This is a genomic window from Pseudomonas sp. ATCC PTA-122608 (assembly GCF_001952855.1).
Classification (GTDB): domain Bacteria; phylum Pseudomonadota; class Gammaproteobacteria; order Pseudomonadales; family Pseudomonadaceae; genus Aquipseudomonas.
The window spans coordinates 326,344-347,184 of sequence record NZ_LPNO01000001.1 but is presented as its reverse complement, the minus strand read 5'-3'; the positions used below and the strand labels follow the sequence as shown (position 1 = coordinate 347,184).

General features: G+C 61.6%; 16 protein-coding genes. 7 read left to right on the top strand and 9 right to left on the bottom strand.

The features are described from left to right. Positions 1-107: 107 nt before the first annotated feature. The 3 genes from AU074_RS01665 to AU074_RS34320 all read left to right on the top strand — a co-directional run bounded on the left by AU074_RS01665 (position 108) and on the right by AU074_RS34320 (position 4,430). A complete protein-coding gene (locus AU074_RS01665) occupies positions 108-2,981 on the top strand; it encodes an EAL domain-containing protein (protein ID WP_076013219.1) in 2,874 nt (957 codons plus the stop codon). 162 nt (positions 2,982-3,143) lie between these two features. Further along, complete coding sequence (gene hexR / locus AU074_RS01660) at positions 3,144-4,010, top strand: transcriptional regulator HexR (protein WP_010168370.1); 867 nt, start codon at positions 3,144-3,146, stop codon at positions 4,008-4,010. A 222-nt stretch (positions 4,011-4,232) separates the two neighbouring features. Then, positions 4,233-4,430 carry a PA3496 family putative envelope integrity protein gene (locus AU074_RS34320; protein ID WP_076013218.1) on the top strand — a complete coding sequence of 66 codons (198 nt, stop codon included), beginning with the start codon at positions 4,233-4,235 and terminating at the stop codon, positions 4,428-4,430. Here the strand turns inward: AU074_RS34320 and AU074_RS01650 are convergent. Next, the gene (locus AU074_RS01650; RefSeq protein WP_076013217.1) at positions 4,360-5,334 is read right to left on the bottom strand and encodes a LysR family transcriptional regulator; all 975 of its coding nucleotides are present in this window, start codon (positions 5,332-5,334) and stop codon (positions 4,360-4,362) included. The genes AU074_RS34320 and AU074_RS01650 overlap by 71 nt on opposite strands. Before the next feature lie 196 nt (positions 5,335-5,530). Between AU074_RS01650 and AU074_RS01645 the strand changes: the two genes are divergently transcribed. Together AU074_RS01645 and oadA are read left to right on the top strand one after the other, a co-directional pair. Next, positions 5,531-6,946 (top strand): acetyl-CoA carboxylase biotin carboxylase subunit, encoded by a 1,416-nt coding sequence (locus tag AU074_RS01645; protein ID WP_003213442.1) that lies wholly within the window; start codon positions 5,531-5,533, stop codon positions 6,944-6,946. Positions 6,947-6,957: 11 nt separating this feature from the next. Then, a complete protein-coding gene (gene oadA, locus AU074_RS01640; protein WP_076013216.1) occupies positions 6,958-8,766 on the top strand; it encodes a sodium-extruding oxaloacetate decarboxylase subunit alpha in 1,809 nt (602 codons plus the stop codon). Positions 8,767-8,840: 74 nt separating this feature from the next. Here the strand turns inward: oadA and AU074_RS01635 are convergent, their stop codons facing one another. The 3 genes from AU074_RS01635 to AU074_RS01625 form a co-directional block, all read right to left on the bottom strand. Beyond that, entirely contained in the window at positions 8,841-9,914 is a 1,074-nt protein-coding gene (locus tag AU074_RS01635; RefSeq protein WP_143503519.1) for a hypothetical protein, read from the bottom strand. A gap of 111 nt (positions 9,915-10,025) precedes the next feature. After that, positions 10,026-11,354, bottom strand: coding sequence for an autotransporter domain-containing protein (locus AU074_RS01630; protein ID WP_076013214.1), 1,329 nt, complete (start codon positions 11,352-11,354; stop codon positions 10,026-10,028). Between the two features lie 111 nt (positions 11,355-11,465). Further along, positions 11,466-14,438 (bottom strand): autotransporter domain-containing protein, encoded by a 2,973-nt coding sequence (locus AU074_RS01625; protein ID WP_076013213.1) that lies wholly within the window; start codon positions 14,436-14,438, stop codon positions 11,466-11,468. Positions 14,439-14,793: 355 nt separating this feature from the next. Here AU074_RS01625 and AU074_RS01620 point away from each other — a divergent pair, with 355 nt between their 5' ends. Then, the gene (locus tag AU074_RS01620) at positions 14,794-15,060 is read left to right on the top strand and encodes a hypothetical protein (RefSeq protein WP_076013212.1); all 267 of its coding nucleotides are present in this window, start codon (positions 14,794-14,796) and stop codon (positions 15,058-15,060) included. 144 nt (positions 15,061-15,204) lie between these two features. Here the strand turns inward: AU074_RS01620 and AU074_RS01615 are convergent, their stop codons facing one another. The 3 genes from AU074_RS01615 to AU074_RS01605 are packed head-to-tail and all read right to left on the bottom strand — an operon-like array spanning position 15,205 to position 16,968. Then, a complete protein-coding gene (locus tag AU074_RS01615; RefSeq protein ID WP_076013211.1) occupies positions 15,205-15,876 on the bottom strand; it encodes a GNAT family N-acetyltransferase in 672 nt (223 codons plus the stop codon). Between the two features lie 13 nt (positions 15,877-15,889). Further along, complete coding sequence (locus AU074_RS01610; RefSeq protein WP_003213433.1) at positions 15,890-16,336, bottom strand: GNAT family N-acetyltransferase; 447 nt, start codon at positions 16,334-16,336, stop codon at positions 15,890-15,892. Then, a complete protein-coding gene (locus AU074_RS01605) occupies positions 16,333-16,968 on the bottom strand; it encodes an FMN-binding negative transcriptional regulator (RefSeq protein WP_076013210.1) in 636 nt (211 codons plus the stop codon). Before AU074_RS01605 ends, AU074_RS01610 begins: the two co-directional genes overlap by 4 nt. A gap of 90 nt (positions 16,969-17,058) precedes the next feature. Between AU074_RS01605 and AU074_RS01600 the strand changes: the two genes are divergently transcribed. Next, on the top strand, positions 17,059-18,621 hold the full coding sequence (locus tag AU074_RS01600) for a PLP-dependent aminotransferase family protein (RefSeq protein WP_076013209.1): 1,563 nt from the start codon (positions 17,059-17,061) through the stop codon (positions 18,619-18,621). Between the two features lie 21 nt (positions 18,622-18,642). Here the strand turns inward: AU074_RS01600 and AU074_RS01595 are convergent, their stop codons facing one another. Beyond that, entirely contained in the window at positions 18,643-19,734 is a 1,092-nt protein-coding gene (locus AU074_RS01595; RefSeq protein WP_076013208.1) for a polyamine ABC transporter substrate-binding protein, read from the bottom strand. Next, positions 19,731-20,765: a histone deacetylase family protein gene (locus AU074_RS01590; protein WP_076013207.1), complete on the bottom strand. Its 1,035-nt coding sequence runs from the start codon at positions 20,763-20,765 to the stop codon at positions 19,731-19,733. Before AU074_RS01590 ends, AU074_RS01595 begins: the two co-directional genes overlap by 4 nt. Positions 20,766-20,841: the final 76 nt, after the last annotated feature.

Genomic DNA, 20,841 nt, shown 5'->3' with positions numbered 1-20,841 from the left:
GCGCCTGATTGTCGCGCTGTTTTTATGACGCGGAGCAGTTTGGCCCGAGCGTTTGCTTGTGTATGCTCCGTCGACGTTTCGGGCTCACCATTATAAGAACATTGCCTATGACCCTTAGCACTGACCTGGCTGGCCCCTCGGTGGCGCCGGCGCAGGTTATCCGCAAACATTACGCCATGGAGATGGCGGTCGAGCGCACGCGCCTGCTGTACCAAGGCTCCCTGCTGCCTACCTTATTAATGCTGGTGAACGGACTGGTCTGCGCCTGGTTGCTCTGGAGCCCGCAGCGCTATCTGCTGGACAGCATTTGGCTGGTGTGGCTGCTGGCGCTGGTGGCCCTGCGGGTGATTCAGGTGGCGGCGTTCGAGTCCGCTATGCCGAGCCGCCAGGCACAGCCGATCTGGCGCCGCATGTTCATGCTGGGCTCGGCCGTCAGCGGCCTGACGCTGGCCAGTGCTGCCATCGCCCTGGTGCCGGTGGACAGCTTCGCGCAGCAGGCCTGGGTGTTCGGCTTGCTCGGCGCGGCGACCTTGTCCGCCAGTGTGGCCTACGCCGTCAGCCTGCCAGCATTCCTGTCGTTTGCCTTGCCCTGCCTGGTGCCGGCGATTATCTATCTGTTCTGGAGCGGTGACCCGCAGCAGCAAGGCTGGGGTTGCCTGGGCCTGATTTTGCTGGCGTCTTTAAGCCTGGTGGCGTGGCAGGTCAATCGCTTGATTCAACGTGGGCTGCTCAGGCGCTTCCAGAACCAGGCGTTGATCGAGCATCTGCAGCAAGCGCAGCAGCGCAGCGAGCAGCTGAATCAGGAACTGGTGCGTGAAGTGGAGCAACGACGCCAGGTCGAGCAAGAGCTGCGTGAGGCGCAGATCGGCCTGCAGCAGCGTGTCGATCAGCGTAGCCAGGAACTGGATGTCGCCAGCCTGGCCCTGAGCAAAAGCGAGGCGCGCCTGGCGATGGCATTGCAGGCCAGCGAACTGGGCCTGTGGGACTGGAACCTGCAAACCGACGAGGTCCACCATACCCAGCTCAAGGAACTGTTCGGCCTGGAGCCGGAATACGTCACGGCGATGCTCAGCCATCTCAAGCCGCGGCTGCACCCGGACGATTTGCCGCTGCTCAAGCGTGCGCTGGTGGAACACCTGAAAGGCCGCAGCGAGGATTATCTGGTGGAATACCGGGTGCGCCATGGCGATGGCCATTGGGTGTGGATTCAGGACCGTGGCCGCGCCGTGGAGCGCTCGCCCAGTGGACGCGTCACACGGATGCTCGGCACCCGCCGCGACATCAGCGCCGGCAAGGTCCTGGAGGAACAGCAGCGCCTGGCATCGACGGTGTTCGAGGCGGCCAGCGAAGGCATCGTGATCCTGAACCCAGACTATGTGCTGGTTGCGGTCAACCAGGCGTTCAGCCGCGTCACCGGCTTCGATATTGATGACATGATCGGCCGCAATGTCGTCGAACTGCCCAGCAGCCGCGACGCACGTCGCCATTTCCCGGTGATCCGCCAGGCGCTGCTCAGCCACGGTACCTGGCAGGGCGAGCTGGTGGAAACCCGCAAGAATGGCGAACTCTACCCACAATGGCTGCAACTCAATGTGGTGCGGGATATTCGGGGAAATGTCAGCCACATCGTCGGCTTCTTCGCTGATCTGTCCGCGCGGCGCGAATCCGAGGAGCGCATGCGCTACCTCACGCATTACGACGAATTGACCGGGTTGGCGAACCGTTCACTGTTCCGCGAACGGCTGCGCGAAGCCCATCAACGGGTGCGCCAAGGCGGCCGCAGCCTGGCCTTGCTGCATATCAACCTGGATCGTTTCAAGCTGCTCAACGACAGCCTCGGGCATGAAGTGGCCGACCAGTTATTGCAGAAAATGGCCCGCCGCTTGATCAACGCCTTGCCCGAAGCCGACACCATTGCGCGGCTCTCTGGCGATGAATTCGCCGTGCTGTTCGATGCGTACGGCAACCTGTCGAGCCTGGCCCGGGTGGCCACGCGGCTGCTGGCCAAGTTACGGGTGCCGGTGACGGTGGACGGGCATGAACTGGTGGTCAGCGCCTCAATGGGCGTCAGCCTGTTGCCCGACAATGCGCGGGAAATATCCGCGCTGGTCAGCCAGTCGAACATGGCGATGCAGCACGCCAAGCATTTGGGCGGGAATAATTTCCAGTTCTACACCGACAGCCTGCAAGCCAGCACCCTGGAGCGTTTGCAGCTGGAAAACCAGCTGCGCAAGGCGATTGATGAGCGCCAACTCACCGTGTTCTACCAACCCAAGCTGTGCCTGGCCAGCGGCAAGCTGAATGCCGCTGAGGCCTTGATCCGCTGGGAGCATCCGCAGTGGGGCATGGTGCCGCCGGGGGATTTTATCGGGCTGGCCGAAGAAACCGGATTGATCGTACCGCTCGGGGAGTTCGTGTTGCGCCAGGCCTGCTGGCAAGCCTGTGAGTGGCAGCGCCAGGGGCTGGAACCGATTCGGGTGTCGGTCAATCTGTCGGTGCATCAGTTGCGCCAAGGGAAGCTGGTCAGTCTGGTGCGTCAGGTGCTGGAAGAAACCGGGCTTGATCCGCAGTACCTGGAGCTGGAGCTGACCGAAAGCCAACTGCTCGACAGTGTCGAGCACATCATTTCCACCTTCCAGCAACTGCGCGACTTGGGTGTGAAACTGGCGATTGATGATTTCGGCACCGGCTACTCGTCCCTCAGTTACCTCAAGCGCATCCCTGTGGATTACGTGAAGATCGACCAGACCTTCATCCGCGGCCTAGGGCAGGGCCGCGAAGATGCCTCGATCACCCGTGCAATCATCGCCATGGCCCACGGGCTGTCGCTCAAGGTGGTGGCCGAGGGCGTGGAAGATCAGCAACAGCTGGATTTCCTGCGGGCCGAGCGATGCGATGAAGTGCAGGGCTATTTGATCAGTCGGCCAGTGGAAGCGGACGGTCTGGCGGATTTGTTACGAAAAAATGCCGATTTTCCGTAGTTGAGCCCAAGCCGCACGCGGGGCTACATCGAGCCTGCCCGCTGTTTCAGCGGGCAGCAGCGTGATTAAGTGATGCATCGAGCGGGCAAATCGGTAATTCTTGTAGTATAACTACAAGCTTGCTACATCCCTGGCGTCTGCCAATAACAAGAGTCCAGCCCTTTGAACCTGTTGCAACATATCGCCCAGTCGCGCCACCTGTTACGCAAATCGGAACTCAAGGTTGCCGATCACGTGCTGCTTGACCCTGCGGCTGTGATGCACAGTTCCATGGCCGACCTGGCCCACAGCGTGGGCATCAGCGAGCCGACCATCGTGCGCTTCTGCCGCGCCATCGGTTGCTCCGGGTTCCAGGACTTGAAGCTCAAGCTGGCCCAGAGCCTTGCCGCCGGTGCGAGCTTCGGGCAGTTCGCGATTCACGAAGACGACTCCGTCGCCGACTACAGCCTGAAAATCTTCGACACCACCCTGCATACCCTGATGGAAGTGCGGGAAAAGCTCGACCCGGTGGAACTGCAAAAAGCCGTGACCGCCATGTCCCAGGCCCAGCGCGTGGAGTTCTATGGTTTCGGCGCGTCCGGTGCGGTGGCGGCGGATGCCCAGCACAAGTTCTTCCGTTTGCTGCTGACTGCGGCGGCCTACAGTGACCCGCACATGCAGGCGATGTCGGCGGTGACGCTGAAGCCTACCGACGTGGCGATCTGCATTTCCCAGTCCGGCCGCTCCAAGGATCTGCTGATCACCGCCAACCTGGTGCGTGAAAGCGGCGCGACCCTGATTACCCTGTGCCCCAGCCAGACGCCTTTGGCGGAGCTGTCGACCGTCAACCTGGCGATCGATGTGCACGAAGACACTGAAATCTACACGCCATTGACCTCGCGTATCGCCCACCTGGTGGTGATCGACGTGCTGGCGATGGGCGTGGCCATGGCGCGCGGCCCGAGCCTGGTCAACCACCTCAAGAGCGTGAAGCGCAGCTTGCGCAGCCTTCGGTTGTCGCCCAAATCCGTAAAAGCCCTCGACGACTAATAGTTTGTACGCGGACCAACTGTGGGAGCGGGCTTGCTCGCGAATGCGCAGTGTCAGTCACCGAATATGCTGGCTGGCCCACCGCATTCGCGAGCAAGCCCGCTCCCACATTTTGATTGGGTTCTGCCCCGGAAGATTCATCGTCCTGTCATCCCCGTGCCGCTAAACCGTCATTGCCCAAGCCCATCCTGAACTCCCCGTACTCGCATTGGGAGACTCGAAATGGCTCGGCAATACGAAGAAAGCAATAGCACCGTCAAGACTCGTCGCCAACAGGAAGACCAGCGCCGCATGGCTTTCCGACGCGCAATTGAAGACCGCTGCGATCAGCGTCAATTGCAACAGAGCATCAGTGACTATCCGGAACTTCATTGGCAGGCACCCGCGGCTGCCCAGCGAAGCGCTCAGCCAGCGCGCTGATCTGTAGCCGCTCGCTGCGGATAAAGCCCAGGAATGCATGGGCCACCGGTGACAGACGCTTGGCCTTGGCCTGCACCAGGCACCAACTGCGGTACAGCGGCAGTTCTTCCACCGGCAGCTCCTTGAGCCCGCCGGTGGCCAGTTCCAGGTTGACCGCGTGGCGCGTCAGCAGTGCCACGCCCAACCCGGCGGTCACGCACTCTCGCTGCGCCTCGGCCGAGGACACTTCCACCGTCTGGGTGAAGTGCACGCGCTTCTCCTTGAAGTACTCCTCGCACGCCATCCGCGTCCCGGACCCTGGCTCGCGTAACAGCAGCGTGTAAGGCTCCAGGTCCTGCAAACGCAGCGGCCCTTGATGGCTCAGCGGATGGTCGTGGGGCGCCACGGCAACAATCGGGTTGTTCAGGAACGGCAGGAATTCCAGGCCCATGTCCTGGGGCACCATGGACATGATCACCAGGTCATCACGGTTGTCCGACAGCCTGCGAATCACCTGGGCGCGGTTGACCACCGTCAGGTGCAGGTTGACCTCCGGGTGCTGGCGCTTGAAGGCGGCAAACAGGTGCGGCACGAAGTACTTGGCGCTGGATTCCACCGCCAGTTTCAGCTGGCCTTGCAATGAGCCCTGCATGTCGGAGAGCTGCATATCGAGGTTTTCCAGGCGCCCGAAGATGTCTCGGCTCGCCCGTTGCAACGCTTCGGCTGCTTCAGTCATATAGAGCTTTTTGCCGACGTAATCGAATAACGGCTGGCCCAGCAGCTCTTCCAGCTGCTTGATTTGTAGGCTAACGGCCGGCTGCGTGAGAGACATTTCCTCAGCCGCACGGCTGTAGGAGCGCAAATCACAGACCTCATTGAAAATTTGCAACTGACGCAATGTCATACGCATCAATGACTTACGCATTGTTCAAACCCTCCTGCCGATCTCTGAAGCGCTGACTATAAGTCTTTACTTATACACAACCCAATTATTATTGATTTTTGTTAATCCCTGCAGGGGCATAGTGTGTGTCTCGCGACTGGCTTGAAACATTTGGTCACGCGCCGACCCGGCTCCAGCGGGTCGAAGTAGCTAGCAATCGGCTCAAGGGAATTTCCAAGTGATAAAAAAGATCCTGATCGCCAACCGTGGTGAGATTGCCGTACGTATCGTGCGTGCTTGCGCCGAGATGGGTATTCGTTCGGTCGCGGTCTATTCCGATGCTGATCGCCATGCCCTGCATGTAAAGCGCGCAGATGAAGCCCACAGTATCGGTGCCGAGCCGCTGGCCGGTTACTTGAACCCGCGCAAGCTGGTGAACCTCGCGGTGGAAACCGGTTGCGACGCGCTGCACCCTGGCTACGGCTTCCTCTCGGAAAACGCCGAGCTGGCAGACATTTGCGCCGAACGCGGGATCAAATTCATCGGCCCGTCGGCCGAAGTGATTCGCCGCATGGGCGACAAGACCGAAGCCCGCCGCAGCATGATCAAGGCCGGCGTGCCGGTCACCCCTGGCACCGAAGGCAACGTTGCCGACATCGCTGAAGCTCTCACCGAAGGCGACCGCATCGGTTACCCGGTGATGCTCAAGGCCACCTCCGGTGGTGGCGGTCGCGGCATTCGTCGCTGCAACAGCCGTGAAGAACTCGAACAAGCCTTCCCTCGCGTAATTTCCGAAGCCACCAAGGCGTTCGGGTCGGCGGAAGTGTTCCTGGAAAAATGCATCGTCAATCCCAAGCACATCGAGGCGCAGATCCTCGGTGACAGCTTTGGCAACGTGGTGCATTTGTTCGAGCGTGATTGCTCGATCCAGCGCCGCAACCAGAAGCTCATCGAAATCGCCCCGAGCCCCCAGCTGACCCCTGAACAGCGCGCCTACATCGGCGACCTGTCGGTGCGCGCAGCCAAGGCCGTGGGCTACGAGAACGCCGGCACCGTGGAGTTCCTGCTCGCGGAGGGCGAGGTGTACTTCATGGAGATGAACACCCGGGTGCAGGTGGAGCACACCATCACCGAAGAAATCACCGGCATCGACATTGTGCGTGAGCAGATCCGCATCGCGTCGGGCCTGCCGCTGTCGGTCAAGCAGGAAGACATTCAGCACCGGGGTTTCGCATTGCAGTTCCGGATCAACGCCGAAGACCCGAAGAACAACTTCCTCCCAAGTTTCGGCAAGATCACCCGTTACTACGCACCCGGCGGCCCCGGCGTGCGCACCGACACGGCGATCTATACCGGCTACACCATCCCGCCGTTCTACGACTCCATGTGCCTGAAGCTGGTGGTGTGGGCGTTGACCTGGGAAGAAGCCATGGACCGCGGCCTGCGCGCCCTGGACGACATGCGGCTGCAAGGCGTGAAGACCACCGCCGCCTATTACCAGGAAATCCTGCGCAACCCGGAATTCCGCAGCGGCCAGTTCAACACCAGTTTCGTGGAAAGCCACCCTGAGCTGACCAACTACTCGATCAAGCGCAAACCCGAAGAGCTGGCCCTGGCCATCGCCGCCGCCATCGCCGCCCACGCAGGCCTGTGAGGAATATAAGAATGAGCAAGAAGATCTTCGTAACCGACACCATCCTGCGCGACGCCCACCAATCGTTGCTGGCGACCCGCATGCGCACCGACGACATGCTGCCGATCTGCGACAAGCTCGACAAAGTCGGCTACTGGTCCCTGGAAGTATGGGGCGGCGCGACCTTCGACGCCTGCGTACGCTTCCTGAAAGAAGACCCGTGGGAGCGCCTGCGCAAGCTGCGTGCGGCATTGCCCAACACGCGCCTGCAAATGCTGCTGCGCGGCCAGAACCTGCTGGGCTACCGCCACTACAGCGACGACGTAGTCAAAGCCTTCGTCGCTAAAGCTGCCGTCAACGGTATCGACGTGTTCCGTATCTTCGATGCGATGAACGACGTGCGTAACCTGCGTGTGGCCATCGAAGCGGTAAAAGCAGCGGGCAAACATGCCCAGGGCACCATCGCCTACACCACCAGCCCGGTGCACACCGTCGAAGCGTTCGTGGCCCAGGCCAAGCAGTTGGAATCCATGGGTTGCGACTCGATCGCGATCAAGGACATGGCCGGCCTGCTGACGCCGTACGCCACCGGCGAACTGGTCAAGGCGCTGAAAGCCGAGCAAAGCCTGCCGATCTTCATCCACTCCCACGACACCGCCGGCCTGGCTGCGATGTGCCAACTCAAGGCTATCGAAAACGGCGCCGACCATATCGACACCGCCATCTCCAGCTTCGCCTGGGGCACCAGCCACCCGGGCACCGAGTCGATGGTCGCCGCCCTTAAAGGCAGCGAGTTCGACACCGGCCTGAGCCTGGAACTGCTGCAGGAAATCGGCCTGTACTTCTACGCCGTGCGCAAGAAGTACCACCAGTTCGAAAGCGAATTCACGGCGGTCGATACCCGTGTGCAAGTCAACCAGGTACCGGGCGGGATGATTTCCAACCTGGCCAACCAGTTGAAAGAGCAGGGCGCGCTGAACCGCATGAGCGAAGTGCTGGCTGAAATCCCGCGGGTGCGTGAAGACCTCGGCTTCCCGCCGCTGGTTACCCCGACCTCGCAGATTGTCGGCACACAGGCGTTCTTCAACGTGCTGGCCGGCGAGCGCTACAAGACCATCACCAACGAAGTGAAGCTGTACCTGCAAGGCGGCTACGGCAAGGCGCCGGGCACTGTGAATGAAAAACTGCGGCGCCAGGCCATCGGCAGCGAAGAAGTTATCGACGTCCGTCCGGCCGATCTGCTCAAGCCGGAAATGACCAAGCTGCGCGGCGAAATCGGCGCGCTGGCCAAGTCCGAAGAAGACGTGCTGACCTACGCCATGTTCCCGGACATCGGCCGCAAGTTCCTCGAAGAGCGTGATGCCGGCACCTTGAGCCCTGAAGTGTTGTTGCCGATTCCTGAAGCCGGCGGCGTGGCCCGCGCCGGTGGTGAAGGTGTGCCGACCGAGTTCGTGATCGACGTGCACGGCGAAAGCTACCGCGTGGATATCACCGGGGTGGGCGTCAAGGCTGAAGGCAAGCGCCACTTCTACCTGTCCATCGACGGCATGCCCGAAGAAGTGGTGTTCGAACCGCTCAACGAATTCGTCAGCAGCGGCGGCAGCAAGCGCAAGCACGCCACCGAGCCGGGTCATGTCAGCACGGCGATGCCGGGCAACATCGTCGACGTGCTGGTCAAGGAAGGCGATGTGGTCAAGGCCGGCCAGGCCGTGTTGATCACTGAAGCGATGAAGATGGAGACCGAAGTACAGGCGTCTATCGCCGGCAAGGTCACCGCCGTTCACGTGGCCAAGGGCGACCGGGTCAACCCGGGTGAAATCCTGATTGAAATCGAAGGCTGACTGACAGCCTTCGACACTACCGCTTAATCCTCGGGGGGGCATGTGCCCCCTTTTTTTTCGCCTGGGATTTGCCCTCAGGCCGCCACGGCTTCCTTGGGTTTGAACGCCACAAAAACGCCGGTTGGGGTGTAGATCAGCTCCGGGGTGTAGGCCTTCAGGTTGCTGGTAACCGTGCCGAACTCGCCGTCAACCTGCTGGGCATCAACCACCCGTAGTTGCCGCGCCAGGAGCTGGTCGGTCTCGGCGGTGACTTCGATGTTCAACGTGGCGTTGTTCAGGACGGCGCGGTTGTCGACTTTCAACGTGCTGTGGGTTTCATCCGTGCCGACCTTGAAGGCCAGTGTCGAACCCGGTTCAAGGCGCAAGGTGTCCTTGACCCTTGTCTGCGACTTCGTCGCCGGGTCGAGCTGCAGGGTGCCCGCAACATTCAGGCTACCGACGGTGCCTCCCGTGTAAGTACCTCCCGGGCGTACGTGCATCTCCCCGCCGATTCGGCTTTTGTTGATCAGGGTCGCGTTGGCGTAGACCTCGCCGTTCTGGTTGGCGGGCACGGGGCCGGTCAAGGTCCAGGCGCCGCTGCCCACCCACAGGTGTTGCATCTGGCTGGCGCCGTCAAAGGTGCCACCCTTGGCGCTGTCCAGGAGCACCTGATTGGTGCCGCTGCCTCCGTCGACTGCGCCGTCAAAACCGCCGCTGCTGCGCACAATCAACAGGTCGTCGCCGCCGCCCATGTCCAGGGCAATGCCGTTGCTGCCTTTGATCATGCCTGCGTTCACCACCTCGTCTGCCTGGTTGCCCGCAAGTTTTACCCCGGTACCCTTTTTGTTTTCGATAAGGCCCTGGTTTTCCAGCCAGACAGGGTTCTGGCCGGCGCTTGAAAGGCCTTGGGTCGTGGCGGTAGGCGAGTTGGTGATTTCGATGCCTCGCAGTGAAGTGCGGGGGCCGGTTTTGGCGTAGGGGGAAATCAGCTGGCTGACACTATCGATGTCCAGTCCTGCCCCATTGTTGAGGGTTACGGAGATGGAGGTGAAGTTTGCGCCGACCGGGGCGGCTGAAGGTGGCCGAGGCGCCACGGCCTCGGCCAATGACCGAGTGCCGTAGGCCAGCAGGGAGCCCATGGAAGGAAAGTACGGGATTGTCGACGACATAATGTTCCGGCCTCTTGGGTAAAAGAGACCGGAATGTAGCGAGCAACCCGGGTTGATGACTGTCAGGACATCGGGCCGATGCTTGCGGGATTGTTCCTCAATTCACTGAGGTTAGAACGCCATCCGCCAGTTGCCCATCAGTCCTTGTTGATGGCTGTTGCTGCCGACCTCGGCGGTATAGGCCAGGCCCACGGTCTGTTGCGCCGAGAGTGCCAGGTCGAGCCCGGTGTGCAGGGCCAGGCTGTCACGGTCAAGGGAGGTGCCTTCGATGTTGAAGTCACTGTTGAAGGTTGTCCGTTTTACCCAGGCGGAGGATTGGCGCACGCTGCTGCCCACGTCGCCGTAGAGATGCTTCCAGCTAGTGCTCAGATGCGGTTTCAAGGTCATGCGGTTATCCAGCTCAAACGCGCTGGCCATGCGCAGGCCGAAGTTACTGCTGACGTTTTCCTGGGTCTGGGTGCCGACGTTCAGCGCTGTAAAGCTGCCTTTTTCCTTGTAGCTGTCACGGTGATAGCGCTGGTAGCCGACACCGGCAAAAGGTTCGACGCTGAAGCTGCCCTTGTCCAGTTGATAGCCCAGTTCGGCGAAAGCGTTCTGGCTTTGGGCGTTGTATTTGCCTTTGGCCTGCTCGCGATAATCGACGAAGTCAAAGTCCACGGAACGTTTGGTTTGGCCGGCATGGCTGCTGTAGATCGCACCCAGGCGCAGGGCCAGGGGGCCGTCCTGCCGCACCGCGTAACCACCAAGGTGCCAGCTGTCCAGATCACCCTTGAAGCGTCTGGCGCTCAGGTCGCTGGCAGATTTGGCACCCATCACGCCCACTCGCCATGCGTCATTTACTGACCAGTCGCCACCCAGCATCAGGCCTTTTGTTCGGCGATCCAGCCCCGCGCTGCCGTGCTGCCCGTCGAGCTTGCCAGTGTCGCCCAGAGCCTGGAGCCAGACGTGGCCATTGCCTGCGCCATCGCTGACGTTGCGGCCATCGCTCAGTTGGCGCATGGCTGAAAGCAGGCTGCTATTGAGCTGTTTCATGCTGTCTTGAGTGGCAGTGCCGAGGTTGGCGTTCTGGCTGCCTGCCAGTTGCTCAAGGACTGCACCCACACGGCCGGGTGCCAGATCGCCGAGTTCCCGGGCGACACTTTCCAGTTCGTACTCATCCCATTCGTCGAGTTCTCCCGACTCGAGAAGGGTGTCCACGGCGGAGTCCAGCACGCGAGCGACCTGCTGACCGTTGCGGGTGGTCGCTTGGTTGGCGAAGTAGAAGTCGGGAGTGGGCTCGGATGGCGTGGGATACAGGTGGCCCTGTTGGCCGACCACCGGCTGTGAGGTGAACCACTCGCTGTCTGGATCAATCTCCCCTTGCGCCTGGACGAATTGAGCGCTGGTGGCTCCCAGTGCGAAGGTGATGGCAACAGCGAGTTGTTTCTGTAGGAGTGGCATGTAAACCGAACCTCTTGATGTATGAGGTCGGGAAATCTAGCGAGGTAAAGGGCGAATAAATGTCAGGCTATCCACCCTTGGCTTGCCGGAGATGTCTCTAGTGGGCTGCGATTAAAAACTCATCTGCCAATGCCCGATCAATCCATGAGTGCGGCTGTTATTGCCGATGTCGCCGCTGTAGCCCATGCCCAGCGTGTGGCGAGCCGACAGGCCAACATCCAGCCCGGCCTCCAGCATCAAGCTGTCACGGTCCAGTGCGCTGCCTTCGACGTTGAACGCGGTACCGCCCATCAGGAAGGCCTGGCGAGTGCTGCTGTCGACATCGCCGTAGGTGTGTTTCCAGCCGGCGCTGACCCGTGGCGTGAGGCTGATGCCATTGTCGAGCTGGCTCAGGTGCGCCAGGCGCAGGCCGAACGTGCTGCTGAAATTGTCCTGGGTTTGCCCATCGACACGCAGCGCGGCGGCGCCGCCTTTTTCGTTATAGCTGTCGCGGTGGTAGCGCTGGTAACCGAGGTTGGCGAACGGCTCGGCGCTGAGGCGCCCGCTGCCCAGGGCATAACCCAGTTCGGCGAAGGCTTGTTGGCTGTTGGCGTCGTAGTCACCTTTGGGGCGATCGTTGAAACCGTCGAAGGCCACGGTGCGTTTGCTCTCGCCCTGATGCCCACTGTAGGCAGCACCAAGGCGCATGGCCAGCGGTCCACTCTGGCGCATGGCGTAGACACCTGCGTGCCAGCTGTCGACGCTGCCATCGACGCCAGTGGTGTCCAGGTCGGTCTTCGAGTAACCGCCCAGTACGCCCACGCGCCAGTCCGAATCGAGTGCCCAATCGGCCCCCAGCACACTGCCTTTGGTGCGCTGGGTCAGGCCATTGCTGCCGTGGTCGCCGTCGAGCTTGCCGTAGCTGCCGATGCCTTGCAGCCACAGGCGGCCCCGGGCATTCGGATCGTTGAGGTTACGGGCTTCGGCGGGTACGCCAGTGGCGGCCAGTACGGGGGTGTCTTTTTGATCAAGGCCCACCAGCAATCCTGCGCCGCCGCCCAGTTGATGCATGGCGCTCAGCATGCTGTTGCCGACCTGAGCGCTGGCGCCGAGGGTCGCGCTGGTCAGGTTGGCGGTGCTGCTGCCTGCCAGTTGCTCGATGGCGGCACCGGCGCTGCTATTGGTGGTGTTGAGCAGGGCGTTATACAGCGGGTTGTTGTTGCCCAGGCTCGCCAGGGCATTGGCGGCGCGGGTGCCGTTGCCGGTGTTGGCGAACTGATTGAAGGCAATGTCATTACGGGTGTAGGTCAGGCCAACCTGGGTAGGGCTGTAATCCAGGGTGGGGGTGAGGAAGGCATAGTCGCTGGTGACCTTGCCGAATGTGCCATTGATACTGCCGGCCTGCAGCACCGTGTAGTGGCTCTGCCACGGGTAGGTGCCGGTGCCGGGATTGACCGCCAGGGTCGCGCCGTTCAGATAGGCAGTGCCACCGATCTGAACCGGTGCACTGCTGCCGTCGGCATTCACGCCATAGGCCAGGGTCGAGCCGCTGGTCATGGTCAGGTCGCGGGTGATGCTGGCGGTGCCGAGTGCAGTGTTGGTCTGCAACGTGCCTTTGACCAACAGGCTGCCGACGCTGCCGCCACCGGCATAAATACCGCCTTCATCGACGGTCACGTTGCCGGCGATCCCGCCTTGGTTGATCAGCTTGGCGCCGCTGAAAATCTCGCCGCCATCGCTGAAGTCACCGCTGCCGGTGAGGGTCCAGGTGCCTTGCTTCACGTCCAGCCATTCAAAGTTGCGGCTGTCGCCGAAACTGCCGCCGGCGGCGTCGTCCATGATCACGCGGTCATATCCGGTGCCGCCATCCACCACGCCGACAAAACGGCTGCCACCGAGCAGAGTCAGCTTGTCATCGCCGCCGCCCAAATCCAGGGCCAGGCCGTTGCTGCCGCTGATCAAGCCAGCGTTGACCACCGTGTCGGCAAACTCGCCGACGAACTTCACACCAAAGCCGTTCAAGCCCTGGATGGTGCCGTGGTTGATCAGGGTCGTGGCTGCCAGTCCCGGGCCGTCGCTGCCGTCGTCCACCAGCACCGCGTTATTGGCGCCGCTCACCAGCGCGCCGACACCGTTGAACACATAGCCACCGCCGAGGGCGATGCCTTCGCTGCCGTTGGCAAAGCCGTTTTTGTCGACGCCACCGGCGCCCACGCCCTGGATGACTCCGTAGTTTTCAATGTGGGCGATCTTGTCGATGTCCACGCCGTCGCCGTCGCCATCTGGCTGCAGTCCGGAGAATGCGCCAGTGATGGTGCCGTGGTTGATCACCGTGCCGTCGCCGTCGGAGCCAAAGCCCGAGCCGTTGCGGCCGATCACCGTGCCGTAGTTGGTCAGCGTAGCGCCCAGGTCGGTGGTGATGCCGTGGCGGCCGCCGGAGATGAGGCCGTAGTTGGTGACGGTCACGCCGGTGGCGGAGTCGATGTCGACGCCGTCGAATTTGTCATCGCGCGAGTGTGTGTCACCGGTGGAAATCTCGCCGTAGTTGGTGATCGTAGCGTTGCCGCCGGTCTTCATGCCGTCGCTGGCGTCGCCGCGAATCAACCCGCCCAGGCGGTTGATGATGGTGGTGCTGACGTTGGGGCTGCGGATCGCATCCAGGTCCAGCCCTTGGCCGGTGGCGGAGCGAATGGTGCCGCTGTTGTCGATCAACAGGCTGCCGCTGGCGAAATTACTGTCGATGCGCAGCGCGTCGTTGGCACCCTGGATCACGCCGCCGGCGCGGTTGTAGATGCTGTAGTTGCGAGCGCCGGTGAGGTCGCCGCTGCTGTCGATCCCGCGGCCGCCGGTGGAGGCGATAGTGCCGGAGTTATCGATCCGCACGCCGTTGCCGCTGGTGCCATCTTTCAAGGTCACCGCGACTTTGGAGGTGGTGATGCTGCCCGGGGCCGAGATCGTCAACGAGTCACTGCCACCCAGGGTTTGCCCGGTGGTGGTGGGCGTGTCGATCTGCAGCGTCTTGGTTGGCGTGGGCGCCGCATCGACAAAACCGCTGCTGACCAGCAGGCCGAGAGTGAGCGCAAGGCGCTGGGGCGAAGGGGGCATGGCGGGCGACCTTGTTTTTGGAAAATAGTCGACCTGTATAGCGAAGGTTTTTTACAGAATGATGGCGGGGAGGTGACAGAAGAGTGCAATTTATTGCAGTTTTTGCAGCTTTATCATGCAATAAACGCAATATATTGCAGCTTGCCGTGTTCAGTCCGTTTGAATTGAAGGTGGGAGCGTTGAAGCTTCGTAGAAGCTTGTAGGAAAAGGCGATCATGAGATTTTTGATCGTGGGCAAGTATTTTAAGGTATAGCCGCTGGCATATAGTCCGCCGGTTGCTGATTCGTAGGTGACCGATCTTAGCCGGTCGAAAGCAAAGTGAGACCTCTGAACTTCAATTACGAGTCTTTCTTCATGCCCAACTACACCGCTCTTGAAAGTAATATCAGCTGTGACCCCGTCCTGTTCCTCAACCCCGATGCCGACGCCCGCGGGCTACTCGAAACCGCCACCCAGCGCATCGAGGCTGCCCGCAATTTGCTCAATAGCGTGATCTGTCTGAGTACCGAGCGCGTGGAGGGCACGGACCTGCAACACTTCGCCTCGGCGGCGCATCTGTTGTTGCAGGATGGTTGTGACGCCTTGCAGGCGTTGGGGTGGAAAGAGGGCAGGGTTGGCTGAGCACAAGGCCCGGATACGCTGAAGATACAATGTGGGAGCCGGGCTTGCCCGCGATGACGGTGGGTCAGTTAATACATTTGTGACGGATACACCGCTTTCGCGAGCAAGCCCGCTCCCACATTTGTAAGGGGGTGGCAGGGTGGATTAGGTACGGCATTCCACCAGCGTTTTCAACTGTCCCGAACCGGTCTGGTTGGCATCTGACAGCCACCGCTCAAACCCCGCCCCAATCGCCGGCCATTCCCCATCCAGGATCGAATACCACGCCGTATCCCGGTTTCGGCCCTTGACCACGGTGTGCTGGCGAAACACCCCTTCAAAACTGAATCCCAACCGCTCGGCCGCATTTTTGGAGCGGGTGTTGGCGTTGTTGCATTTCCACTCCAGGCGACGATTGCCCAGCTCAAACGAGTGCTTGGCCAGCAGGTACACCGCCTCGGTGCTTTTCGGAGAGCGTTGCATCGGCGCGCCGAAGGTCACGTGGCCGATTTCGATGCGGCCTTGCTCGGGCACGATGGACATCAGGCTGAGGATGCCTTGTACGTCGCCGCTGGCCTTGTCGATCACGCTGAAGAAGTACGGGTCGCTGTGGGACGCGTGGTTGTTCAGCCAGGCGTCGAAGGCGGCGCGCTCGGGGAACGGGCCGTAAGGCAAATAGTCCCACAGCTTCGGATCAGCACCGGGGCCTTGCAGGGCGTTGAACAGGTCATCGCCGTGGCGGGCCGGGTCGAGTTTTTCCAGGCGGATGAAGCGCCCTTCGATAACGGTGACGGTGGGCGCCGGGACGCCTTTCCAGTCGGCCAATGATGTCGTCATGCTGTGCTTCTCCTTAAAGACCTTTGCGAAACTGGATAAAGCCGGGGCGTTCGGCGATGCGTTCGTACAGCTGGATGGCGGTGGCGTTGGTCTCGTGGGTCAGCCAGTGGACCTTGCAGCAGCCGTCGGCCTTGGCGGTGGCGTAGACGAATTCGATCAGTTTGCGGCCGACGCCGGTGCCACGCTGGGCCGGGTCTACCAGCAAGTCCTGCAGGTAGCAGGAGTTTTCGATGCTCCAGTTGGAGCGGTGGTAGATGAAGTTGACCATGCCTACGGCCTTGCCGTCCTGCCAGGCCAGGGCCGAATGGGTCGGCTCATTGGCGTCGATCAGGCGTTGCCAAGTGTTCTGGCTGACGGCGTCGGGCAACTCGGTGTTGTAAAAACGCAGGTAGGCCTGCCACAGGGGCAGCCATGCGGCGTGGTCGGCGGCGCTGACCTGGCGGATTTCGATCTGGCTCATGATGGCTCCTTGGGGATAAAGCGGGCGAGGGTCTGGTCGCGCACATCGGTGCTGGCCGCAAGGCCGTCGCGAACCCCAGCGATGTCTGCCGGGCTGCGGTTCTGGCTTAGTTTGCGTTTGCCTTCCAGGCGCTGGATGGGCAGGGCAAAGCCGACGATGGCCTTGAGCATGCCGTCGATGTAATCGGCCGGGGCGTCGCTGACGTTCCAGGGTTGGGCGCGATTGCCTTCATGGCGGTCGGTGAGGGCACTGACCAACTCCAGCAGGCGCTCGGCATCGGTGAACACTTCGCCGGTGCCGTAGGCGTGTACCGCGATGTAGTTCCAGGTCGGCACCACTTTGCCGTGTTCGGCTTTGGCCGGGTAAAACGACGGGCTGACGTAGGCCTCGGCACCGGCAAAAATCACCAGGGCCTCGCCGCCATTTTGCAGGTCCTGCCACTGGCGATTGGCCTTGGCCATGTGCCCGTAAAGGGTGCCGTTGGGCCCTTCATCGGGGTTGAGCAGCAGCGGTAAATGGCTGGCTTGCAGGCCTTGCTCACCGAAAGTGACCAGTTGCGCCAAGCGCGTGTGCTGGATCAGTTGCTGGATTTCGGGCAAGTCATCGAGGGCAAAGGCGCGTGGTGTGTACATGAAGATTTTCCTTGGCGAATGCTTGCATCCTAGGCAGGCTATTGGTTCGTTGTAAGAGCCATCTACAGTCAATTTCATAGGTCCAATTCTATGCCTGCCTTAGAACCACCGCTCTCGTTCAACCCGGCGGGTATCGAGTTGGACCGTCGCCAGGGCCTCACGCGCCAGCTCTATCAGGCGCTGCGCCAGCGGGTATTGGATGGCCGGCTGGTCAGTGGCACTCGGCTCCCCGCCAGCCGCGACCTGGCAGCCGCGTTGTCGATTTCACGCAATAGCGTGGTCCGCGCTTACGACCAACTGTATGCCGAAGGATTTATCGAAGGCCGAGTGGGTGATGGCACCTATGTCGCGCAATTGCCACAGACACCGACTCCCGCAAAAAAGCTATCCACAAAAGTGTCCACAGGGTTATCAACAGGCTTATCCCCAGGGTTATCCACAAAACGGCCGGATTTACCTGGGGTTTCGTCCAGTCAAGTTATCCACAGCGGTGCGTTGGCGCGGGTGGAAAACAATCATTTGGCACTTCCACCCGGCGGTCCGCCGAGGGCTTTCAGGGTGGGCGTACCGGCTTTTGATCTGTTCCCCTTCGACGTGTGGGCCAAGCTGAATGCGGCTTTCTGGCGCAAGCCGGACTTGCAGCAGCTGTGTTATGGCGACCCGGCAGGCGACGAGCGCCTGCGTGGATTGATTGCTGCCTATTTGCGCAGTTCTCGCGGCATGCAGTGCAGTGCTGAGCAAATAGTGATCACCAGTGGCGCGCAGCAGGCAATCAGCCTTTGTGCACAGTTGCTGGTGGAGCCCGGCGATGCAGTTGCCATTGAAAATCCGGGGTATCGGGCGGCGGGCCATGCGTTCGCAGTGGCGGGGGGCCAATTGCATGGCGTGACGGTGGACAGCGAGGGCATCGACTGCGCTGCCTTGAACGGCCTCGGCAGTTGCCGTCTGGCCTACGTCACCCCGTCGCATCAATACCCCACCGGAGTGGTGATGAGCCTGGCCCGGCGCCTGGAACTGCTGGCCTGGGCCGAGCGTACGGGCGGCTGGATCGTCGAGGATGACTACGACGGTGAGTACCGCTACAGCGGCGCGCCCCTGGCTCCGCTGGCGGCCCTGGATCGTACGGGGCGGGTGCTGTATGTCGGGACCTTCGGCAAGGTGGCCTTTCCGGCGCTGCGCCTGGGTTACCTGGTGTTGCCGGTCGGCCTGGTCCAGGCCTTTGCCCGTCGCCGTGCGGTGGACGTGCGCCACTCGGAAGTCAGCACTCAAGCGGTGATGGCGGAGTTCATGGCGACCGGGCACTTTCAACGCCATGTGCGCCGCATGCGCCGAGCCGCGCAGAGCCGGCTCAATGCGCTGGTGGCCGAATGGCCCGCTGGTATAGATGGCGTTGGCCGCCTCCCGTCAGTGGCGGCCGGGCTGCACTTGACCGTGCGGGTCGATAGCCTGGCGCGGGAACAGGCGCTGATCGCACAGGCCGCGGCGGTGGGTGTGGAGATCAATGGCCTGAGCAGCTATTGGTTGCCGGACTCGCTTACACCGCTGGATCAGCGTGCAGGATTGGTGTTGGGGTTTGCTGCCGTGCCCGAGGCGCAGATCAGCCAGGCGTTGAAGCGCTTGAGCCAGGTTTGGCGCGCGCCGGTTACGCGCTGAGGCGCAACCGGCGGCAACCGATCAGGTGCCGGACTTGATCTTGGTCCAGGCGCGGGTCCTGGCCCGTTCGGCATCACGTCCCAGCGGCTTGAGGGTATACAGCGTGGCCATGGCGGCCTCGGTCGGGTACAGGTTGGGGTTGTTGCGAATGGCCGGGTCCACCAAACCGGTGGCGTCCTTGTTGGGGTTGGGATAACCGACAAAGTCACTGATCGGCGCGATCACGCCCGGTTGCAGCAGGTAGTTGATAAAGGTGTAGGCGTCTTCCGGGTCCTTGGCGCCTTTGGGGATGGCGAGCATATCGAACCAGATTGGCGCACCTTCTTTCGGCAAGCGCATGTCCACGGTCACGCCGTTCTTGGCTTCCTTGGCGCGGTTGGCGGCCTGGGAGAAGCTGCCGGAATAGCCGACCGCCACGCAGATGTCACCGTTGGCAATGTCGGCCATGTACTTGGACGAGTGGAAATAGGTGATGTACGGACGGATCTTCATCAGCAGCGCTTCGGCTTTGACATAGTCCGCCGGGTTGCTGCTGTTGGGGTCCAGGCCCAGGTGCTGCAAGGCCAGCGGCAGGATCTCCGACGGCGAATCCAGCAGCGCCACGCCGCATTGCTTGAGCTTGCTGATGTTTTCGACGTTGAAGATCAAGTCCCAGCTGTCCACGGGCGCGTTGGCACCCAGCGCGGCCTTGACCTTGTCCGGGTTGAAGCCGATCAGGATGGTGCCGTACATGTAGGGCACGGCGAACTTATTACCCGGGTCGTTGGCCTCGATCAGCTTCATCAGCTTGGGATCGAGGTGATTCCAGTTGGGCAGTTTGCTGCGGTCCAGCGGCTGGAACACCGAGGCTTCGATCTGTTTGGCCAGGAATACGTTGGACGGCACCACCACGTCATAGCCGGAGTTGCCGGTCAGCAGCTTGGCCTCCAGGGCTTCGTTGGTGTCGAAGATGTCGTAGACCAGCTTGACGCTGGGGTTCTGCGCCTTGAAATCTTCCAAGGCCTTGGGGGTGATGTAGTCGAACCAGTTGTAGACCCGCAGGGTTCTTTCTTCGGCGTGCGCGGACCCGCTCAGCACGGCGGCGCAGAGGACGAGATGCTTGAGCATGTTCATTGGGTGAATCCCTCAAAACCTTCGAGAACGTTGACGGCATTGATGCCGATTTCTTCCACGGCATAGCCGCCTTCCATCACAAACAGCGTCGGCTTGCCGAGGCGGGCGATTCGCGCGCCCATCGCCAGGTAGTCGGGGCTGTCGAGCTTGAACTGGGAGATCGGGTCGTCCTTGAAGGTGTCCACGCCCAGCGAGACCACGATGATGTCGGCGCCATAGCGCTCAATCTCCTCACACGCCTGCTCCAGCGCGGCGCTCCAGCGGTCCCAGCCAGAGCCGGCGGGTAAGGGATAATTGAAGTTGAAACCTTCACCGGCGCCTTCGCCCGACTCGTCGGCATAGCCCAGGAAGAACGGAAATTCCGCTTCCGGATGGCCATGGATCGAGGTGAACAGCACATCGCTGCGCTCGTAGAAAATCGACTGGGTACCGTTGCCGTGGTGGTAGTCCACGTCGAGGATTGCGACCTTCTTGTGGCCCTGGTCGAGAAACGCCTGGGCTGCGATCGCCGCGTTGTTCAGGTAGCAATAGCCGCCCATCAAGTCGCTGGCGGCATGGTGCCCGGGCGGGCGGCACAGGGCGAAGGCACTGTGGGCGCCTTGCTGCATCGCCTGTTGCGCAGTCAGCGCGACTTGCGCTGCGCTGTAGGCCGCTTGCCAGGTACCGGCGGTGATCGGCGCGCCGCCGTCGAAGCTGTAATAGCCGAGCTGGCCGTGCAGGCTGGTGGGGATGACCCGGCGCAAAGTGCGTGCGGGCCAGGTGTAGGGCAGCAGATCTCCGTCCTGGCCGTACGCGGTCCAGCGCTCCCAGGCGCCTTTAAAGAAGTCCAGATAGGCGGGGCTGTGAATGCGTTGCAGCGGCGCCAGGCCAAAATCGTTGGGCGCTTGCACCGGTCCCAGTTCGCGCTCCTTGACCCGTTGCAACACATGGTCGGCGCGCGAGGGCATTTCAAAACACGGCATCAGTTGCCCGTCCATCAACTCGCATCGGCCATGGTGCAGGTGGTGATCGTCCGAGTAGATCGTCAGCATATTGTTGTTCTCCGCAGGCTGAATCGGTGAGGTCCAGTCTTGCGGCGGGCGGGATTTATGAGAATGGCAGGAGCGG

Bases quoted from the DNA above. Each gene is read 5' to 3' on its own strand.
- AU074_RS01665 (WP_076013219.1), top strand. From the start codon at position 108: ATGACCCTTAGCACTGACCTGGCTGGCCCCTCGGTGGCGCCGGCGCAG.
- AU074_RS34320 (WP_076013218.1), top strand. From the start codon at position 4,233: ATGGCTCGGCAATACGAAGAAAGCAATAGCACCGTCAAGACTCGTCGC.
- AU074_RS01650 (WP_076013217.1), bottom strand. From the start codon at position 5,334: ATGCGTAAGTCATTGATGCGTATGACATTGCGTCAGTTGCAAATTTTC.
- oadA (WP_076013216.1), top strand. From the start codon at position 6,958: ATGAGCAAGAAGATCTTCGTAACCGACACCATCCTGCGCGACGCCCAC.
- AU074_RS01635 (WP_143503519.1), bottom strand. From the start codon at position 9,914: ATGTCGTCGACAATCCCGTACTTTCCTTCCATGGGCTCCCTGCTGGCC.
- AU074_RS01630 (WP_076013214.1), bottom strand. From the start codon at position 11,354: ATGCCACTCCTACAGAAACAACTCGCTGTTGCCATCACCTTCGCACTG.
- AU074_RS01625 (WP_076013213.1), bottom strand. From the start codon at position 14,438: ATGCCCCCTTCGCCCCAGCGCCTTGCGCTCACTCTCGGCCTGCTGGTC.
- AU074_RS01620 (WP_076013212.1), top strand. From the start codon at position 14,794: ATGCCCAACTACACCGCTCTTGAAAGTAATATCAGCTGTGACCCCGTC.
- AU074_RS01615 (WP_076013211.1), bottom strand. From the start codon at position 15,876: ATGACGACATCATTGGCCGACTGGAAAGGCGTCCCGGCGCCCACCGTC.
- AU074_RS01610 (WP_003213433.1), bottom strand. From the start codon at position 16,336: ATGAGCCAGATCGAAATCCGCCAGGTCAGCGCCGCCGACCACGCCGCA.
- AU074_RS01605 (WP_076013210.1), bottom strand. From the start codon at position 16,968: ATGTACACACCACGCGCCTTTGCCCTCGATGACTTGCCCGAAATCCAG.
- AU074_RS01600 (WP_076013209.1), top strand. From the start codon at position 17,059: ATGCCTGCCTTAGAACCACCGCTCTCGTTCAACCCGGCGGGTATCGAG.
- AU074_RS01595 (WP_076013208.1), bottom strand. From the start codon at position 19,734: ATGAACATGCTCAAGCATCTCGTCCTCTGCGCCGCCGTGCTGAGCGGG.
- AU074_RS01590 (WP_076013207.1), bottom strand. From the start codon at position 20,765: ATGCTGACGATCTACTCGGACGATCACCACCTGCACCATGGCCGATGC.